The sequence below is a fragment of the Lentilactobacillus dabitei genome (assembly GCF_019061365.1).
Taxonomy (GTDB): domain Bacteria; phylum Bacillota; class Bacilli; order Lactobacillales; family Lactobacillaceae; genus Lentilactobacillus; species Lentilactobacillus dabitei.
This window is the reverse complement of sequence record NZ_JAHPPD010000079.1, coordinates 5,554-12,169: the sequence shown is the minus strand read 5'-3', so window position 1 is coordinate 12,169 and position 6,616 is coordinate 5,554. Positions and strand designations below refer to the sequence as shown.

Genomic DNA, 6,616 nt, shown 5'->3' with positions numbered 1-6,616 from the left:
GCAAACATCATTTTACAGAAATTTGGCCATGGGCCATTCTTTATTTAATTAGTGTTGCACTTAAAGTGTAAATTCAAGGGTCAAAGAATTTGTGGCCAAGTACGATTCTGCATTGCGTATGGGATTCAATGATGTTTATTTTGTGAGGAATCAAGCAATTATTTTGGAGGCCGAATTTAGTTGCAATTATCTTTTTAGGCTTGACATTATTTTCGGCGATGACTATATTAATGAAAATATCAGTCATTTAATTCCAGTCAGGTTAGGACAGCTGCGTAAAGCAATAACCTGCACATAAGCACCACAACCCAAAATCTAAACCCAGGATTTTCGGTTGTGGAGACTTATGCTCCGGTTATTAACCGCTTTACTCCGCTCACTTGTTTAGGACAGCTCCTCCAAGCAGAGATCTGCATGTAAGCACCTCGAACAAAAATTCCCCAAACCGGAATTTCCGTTCGAGGAGACTTACACTCCGATCTCTAACCGCCTGGATCCGCTCACTTTTTAGGAGATGACAGCTATGAAGCTCCGGATACTTGCTCGTTTCATACTCCAAACAACCATTATTCTGGTCCTCGGTTACTTTTTCAATTTGGATAAAAATGCCCACTTTGTATTTGAGTGGAATGGGTTCAATATTTGGCTGATCGTCTCGTGGCTTTGCCAACTGCCACTCTGTATTCGTAAGCAGCTCTATCCAGGGTATCGGTCAATAGCAACCCAAGGGATGAAGCGATACAAGCAGGATTTAGAGAATCGGAATCGCAAACATATCGGCAAAAAAGGCTGGGACGTCACGAATCCCGGAGCCATTGAAGGTGACCGGGTTGTCTTTTATTCCAAAATGCACGATGACCAATTCGCTACGGTGGCCCAAATTGCTTTGGCGATTATATATGGGCTGCTGGGACCGGTGGTATTAGTGGGGGAGCTACTGTTTGATTGGTTCAGGTCGACCTTAAAACCCAATTGATAGCGACTCCAATCGCGTAAAAATAACTTCTCATTTGAAAAATGCGAAAGCGTGGGCGCAAAACGGTGTGTCCTCAAGGCGCTAAAAAGCAAGTTCTCAGGAAATGAACTTAATTCCTGAAGAACTTGCTTTTATTTTGGCAATATCATCACTTATTTGTAAATGCTATGAGCTCAAATGTGAATTTTATGGACTGTTTTTCAATTTTACCTTGACAGTTGCGTATTCTAACATTTAGATTAAATATACATGAAATTAGAATTAAAATACGCTGAGTATAGTGCAATCTAATTGTCTAAAACCGAATTTGGTGAGCCTTTTGATACCGCCAGTCGATTGATTCATGCTAAAGAAAGATGGTTGAAAGCATAATGGATAAATCATATTTGAAACAGCTGAAGTTAGCGAGTCAAACGTATAAATATTATGATATTGGTACTTATCTGAAAGATCACGGAGGAACCATCAAAACGGTTCCGTATACGATCCGAATTCTTTTAGAAGAAGCCCTGCGCCATGCTTCTAAGGATTCCGCAAAGGAACAATTTTTACCAGCTTTTAGCAACTGGGATACCCATCACGACAAGGATATTCCCCATCAACCTGAACGGGTTATCTTACAGGATTTAACTGGCGTGCCCGCATTGGTTGATTTGGCGGCGATGCGGGATGCAGTCAAAGCTCAACATGGCAATGTGAGCACGATCAATCCGGAGGTGCCGGTTCATCTCGTGATCGACCATTCAGTTCAAGTGGATCATTCTGGTAACGATGAAGCGTTTGAATACAACATTAAAAAGGAATTTGAACGCAACCAGGAACGTTACACCTTTCTAAAATGGGCCCAGAACAGTTTTGACAATTTGACCGTCATTCCACCTGACACTGGGATTATTCATCAGGTGAACTTGGAGTACTTGGCAGATGTGATACATGCCAAGCAACTAGCCGACGGAAGTTATGAAGCCTTTCCAGACACATTGGTCGGTACCGATTCCCACACGACCATGATTAATGGCCTCGGAGTCCTTGGTTGGGGAGTCGGTGGGATTGAAGCTGAATCCAGCATGCTCGGAGAAGATACTTATATGCCCGTGCCCAAAGTGGTTGGGGTGAAATTAAGCGGCAAATTAGCGGAAGGCATTACTTCAACTGATTTGGCGTTATCCCTGACTCATATACTGCGGGAACATAATGTGGTCGGCAAATTTGTGGAATTCTATGGGGACGGAGCCGCGTCTCTGCCACTGGCCTATCGGGCAACTATTGCAAATATGGCACCTGAATACGGCGCCACCTGCGGCTTCTTCCCCATTGACCAGCAAACCATTGACTACCTTAAACTCACCAACCGCCCAGCTGATCTCATCGAATTGGTGGAAGCATACGCCAAGGCCAATCACCTGTATTATACGGAGAGTGAAGACCGACATTACAGCGAGGATGACGCCTTGGACTTAAGTTCCGTTCAAAGTAGCCTGGCGGGGCCCAACCGACCGCAAGACACGGTCACGTTAAACAAGATGCCCAAGCAATTTGATGACCGTCGCGATTTGCCAGATTATCCGGTTAAAGTCGAAGGCAAAGACTTTAACCTTCGGGTAGGATCATTGGGAATTGCCGCCATTACCAGCTGTACCAATACATCGAATCCCCAAGTCTTGCTGGCAGCCGGTTTGATAGCTAAACGAGCGTTTGAATATGGGCTTAAAGTTCCAGAATTTGTCAAAACATCATTGGCCCCGGGTTCCCGAGTAGTGACGCAGTATCTAGAAGCGTCGGGTCTGCAACCCTATTTGGATAAACTGGGCTTTAACCTGGTTGGGTATGGCTGTACCACTTGCATTGGTAACTCGGGTCAATTAAAAGAAGATGTTCAAAGCCGGGTGGCCGAGGATCCTTATCCATTAGCCGCCGTTGAAAGTGGTAACCGGAACTTTGAAGGCCGAGTGAACCCGCTGATTAAGGATACGTACTTGGCTTCGCCGCCATTAGTTGTGATCTACGCGCTGGCTGGCACCTGTGATATTGATTTGACGACGCAACCTATTGGAGCCTCAAAGGATGGCCAACCAGTTTATTTAAAAGATCTCTGGCCAAGTGATGCTGAGGTTGCCGAATTGAATCAGAAATATCTTAAGCCAAAAGAATTTAAACAAAACTATCAATCAATTCTCAATCAAAACGAAACATGGAATCAGTTACCCGCACCAAAGTCTTCTACTTACGAGTGGGATGAAGATTCAACTTACTTGGCCTCCCCGCCATTTTTCGATGGCACAGCTGGTCAGCAACATTTAAGTGGCTTGCGCGTACTGGCAAAATTGGGTGATTCAATTACGACCGATCATGTTTCACCGGCCGGATTCATTGGGTCACAGACTCCTGCAGGCAGATATTTGCGCCAGAAGGGAATTCAGCCGAAGAACTTCAATTCCTATGGCTCCTGCCGAGGTAATCATGAAATTATGATGCGGGGGACGTTAGCCAATATTCGCTTACAGAATCAACTCACCCCAGATAAAGTCGGTGGGTTCACCCGTTATCTGCCAACCGATGAAGAAACAACTATCTTTGATGCCGCTCAACAATACAAACAGGCTGGGACGGGCTTGGTGATTCTGGCAGGCAAAGATTACGGCATGGGGTCATCTAGAGACTGGGCGGCCAAAGGGGTCAAACTTTTGGGCGTTAAAGCTATTATTGCCGAAAGTTTTGAACGGATTCATCGAGCTAATTTAGCCATGATGGGCGTTGTGCCACTTCAGTATCTCCCGGGTCAAAACGCTGAAACACTGGGACTTGATGGTACTGAAACATTCACAATTGATTTAGATGGGCAAACGGCGCACATCGTTGCAGAAAAAGATGGTCAGCAGACCAAGTTTGATGTGACGGTTCGGTTTGATACTCCAGTTGATTGGAATTATTACGAAAAGGGCGGCATTATGCCGTTGATCGTCCAAAATAAAATTGAAAGTTGATCTATTTCTAGAATAGTTAATTCAAATAGTCATGTAAGCACCTCAGAGAATAATACCTGAATTATTTCCCGACAAGACTAACAATTGATTCGGAACTATTTGGATTAACTCACAGTGTTGATTGTGAGGTAAGAGGATGAAATTACCAAAAGGACTGGCTGGCGTCGTTGTTGATCAAACCAAAATTAGTTCTACGAAGAACGAAATTTTGACATACGCTGGGTACCCAATTACAGAATTAGAAGATGTGCCATACGAAGAGATTGTGCTTTTGCTTTGGAATCTCCGACTGCCAACCGAATCTGAATTAGTTAGTTTTCGCCGTGAGTTGGTCTCCCAAATGAAGCTGCCAGCCGAAACGGTTCGCCTGATGGGGCGGATTGCCAAAGAGCCGCAGCATCCAATGAGTATTCTGCGGACAACGGTTTCACTCCTTGGGACAACCAATGACAACGAGCACGATGAGCCACCACGGATTTTGGCGAAAATGCTAACAGCGGTTGCGGCGATTATTCGAATTCGAAATGATCAGCCAATTAAGCGATCCAAACCTGATTTTGGGGTGGTGGAAAACTTTATTTACATGTTTTCTGGCAAGCGGCCCACTCGAGAACAAATTGAAATGCTTAACACGGTGATGGTGCTCCATGCCGATCATGAGTTCAACGCTTCGGCTTTTACGGCTCGGGTAGTTGCTTCGACCCAATCAGACTATTATTCATGCTTAACGACAGCTGTTTGTTCTCTTAAAGGCCCACTACACGGCGGCGCCAACGAACAGGTTTTCAAAATGTTGGAAACGATCAAACAAACCGGTCAAGATCCGCTTGAATATGTTGAACGGCAATTGGCTTCCAGGCAAAAGATCATGGGCTTTGGTCACCGAGTATATAAGCATGGTGATCCACGGGCCGCAATTTTGCGAGAAATTGCTGGGAAGATTTCTTATGAAACCGGCAATGAAGCGTACTTTGAAATGGAAGAGCAGATTCGGGATTTTATGTTTGAAAAGACTCATCTGCATCCAAATGTTGATTACTATACCGCGGTGATTTACCATTGCTTCAATCTTGACCGAGATACCTTTACAACAATGTTTGCGGCTTGCCGGACTGCCGGTTGGTTAGCGCACATTATGGAGCAGCGTGAGGAAGGCTGTTTGATTCGGCCTTCATCTGAATATATCGGTGAAACTAATCGGCATTATCATGCTGACAAGGAGGCTCATTTGCATGAGTGACGAAAAAATAACCATGAAAGATGGGCGGCTTCAAGTTCCAGACGTGCCAACAATTCCGTTTATCGAAGGGGATGGGATTGGTCCAGAAATTTGGGGTGCTGCCAAGACGATTTTTGATGCAGCGGTTAAGACGGCATATCACGGTCAAAAGCAAGTGAATTGGCTGCCACTATTAGCTGGTGAAACGGCATTTAAACGAACCCACGAATGGCTGCCGACTGAGACATTGACCAGCTTGCGGGACTACTTGGTGGGGATCAAAGGACCGCTAACCACGCCAATCGGGGTTGGTCATCGATCAATCAACGTGACGTTACGGCAACAATTAGATCTGTATGCTTGTTTCAGACCCGTAACTTATTATCCGGGAAGTCCGTCACCGGTTGTCCATCCGGAAAATGTTGACATTGATGTTTTTCGCGAGAATACGGAAGACATTTATGCTGGCATTGAAGCGGATGTTGATACAGAAGACGCAAAGGAATGGGAACAATTATTAGCCAAGCAGGGTAAACTGGATAAGGTTAGATTTCCGGATTCATCTGCGTTTGACATCAAGCCAATTTCTAAGGAAGGCTCGTCCAGATTGGTGAAAGCAGCCGTGGATTATGCTTTGGCTAACGAGAAGCACACTCTGACGCTGGTTCATAAAGGAAATATTATGAAGAAAACCGAGGGGAGCTTTAAGCAATGGGGATACGAAGTGGCCGAAAGCTATGGTGACCGAGTTTTCACAACGAACCAATACAATGTAATTCACAAGGTGCAGGGGCAAGTAGCGGCTGATCAAGCCGAAGCCGATGCTCGAACAGCTGGCAAATTAATCGTGAATGATGTGATTACCGATAATTTCTTCCAACAAGCGCTCCTGTTTCCAGAGCATTTTGACGTGGTCGCGACCATGAACTTGAATGGCGATTACATATCGGATGCCTTGGCTGCCCAAGTAGGTGGTATTGGAATTGCTCCAGGTGGAAATATCAATTACCAAACTGGCCGGGCAATCTTTGAAGCAACCCATGGCACAGCACCTCAATTTGCGGGTCAAAACAAGCTGAACCCAACTTCAATTATTTTGTCAGGCGCAATGATGTTTGATTATATCGGTTGGCAAGCAGCTGCCAAATTAATTCGATCAGGGATTAGTCAGGCAATTGTCACGCACAATGTGACAGAAGACTTTGCGAAAACGCCGGATGCCACCGTATATAGTACCAGTGGTTTTGGCGATTACGTGGCAAAGATGATAGTGAGCGGATCCAAGCGGTTAGAAGTCGGAATGTAAGTCTCCACCGAGGGAAATTCCCGGTTTTGGAATTTTTCTCGGTGGTGCTTACATGCAGACTTCTGCTTGGAGGAGCTGTCCTAAGAACAAGTGAGCGGAGCCAGGCGGTTAGCAACCGGAGCGTAAGTTGC

At 45.2% G+C, this 6,616-nt stretch carries 4 protein-coding genes; all 4 read left to right on the top strand.

Annotated features, from left to right (window positions below):
• The first annotated feature begins 523 nt into the window (after positions 1 to 523).
• The 4 genes from KTE19_RS10865 (at position 524) to icd (ending at position 6,485) form a co-directional block, all read left to right on the top strand.
• A complete protein-coding gene (locus KTE19_RS10865) occupies positions 524 to 976 on the top strand; it encodes a hypothetical protein (protein WP_217163902.1) in 453 nt (150 codons plus the stop codon).
• Positions 977 to 1,347: 371 nt separating this feature from the next.
• Complete coding sequence (acnA, locus tag KTE19_RS10860; RefSeq protein WP_217342280.1) at positions 1,348 to 3,960, top strand: aconitate hydratase AcnA; 2,613 nt, start codon at positions 1,348 to 1,350, stop codon at positions 3,958 to 3,960.
• A 136-nt stretch (positions 3,961 to 4,096) separates the two neighbouring features.
• Positions 4,097 to 5,200: a citrate/2-methylcitrate synthase gene (locus tag KTE19_RS10855; RefSeq protein ID WP_217342279.1), complete on the top strand. Its 1,104-nt coding sequence runs from the start codon at positions 4,097 to 4,099 to the stop codon at positions 5,198 to 5,200.
• Positions 5,193 to 6,485: an NADP-dependent isocitrate dehydrogenase gene (gene icd / locus KTE19_RS10850; protein ID WP_217342278.1), complete on the top strand. Its 1,293-nt coding sequence runs from the start codon at positions 5,193 to 5,195 to the stop codon at positions 6,483 to 6,485. The genes KTE19_RS10855 and icd overlap by 8 nt, the downstream gene beginning before the upstream one ends.
• The last annotated feature ends 131 nt before the right edge of the window (positions 6,486 to 6,616 follow it).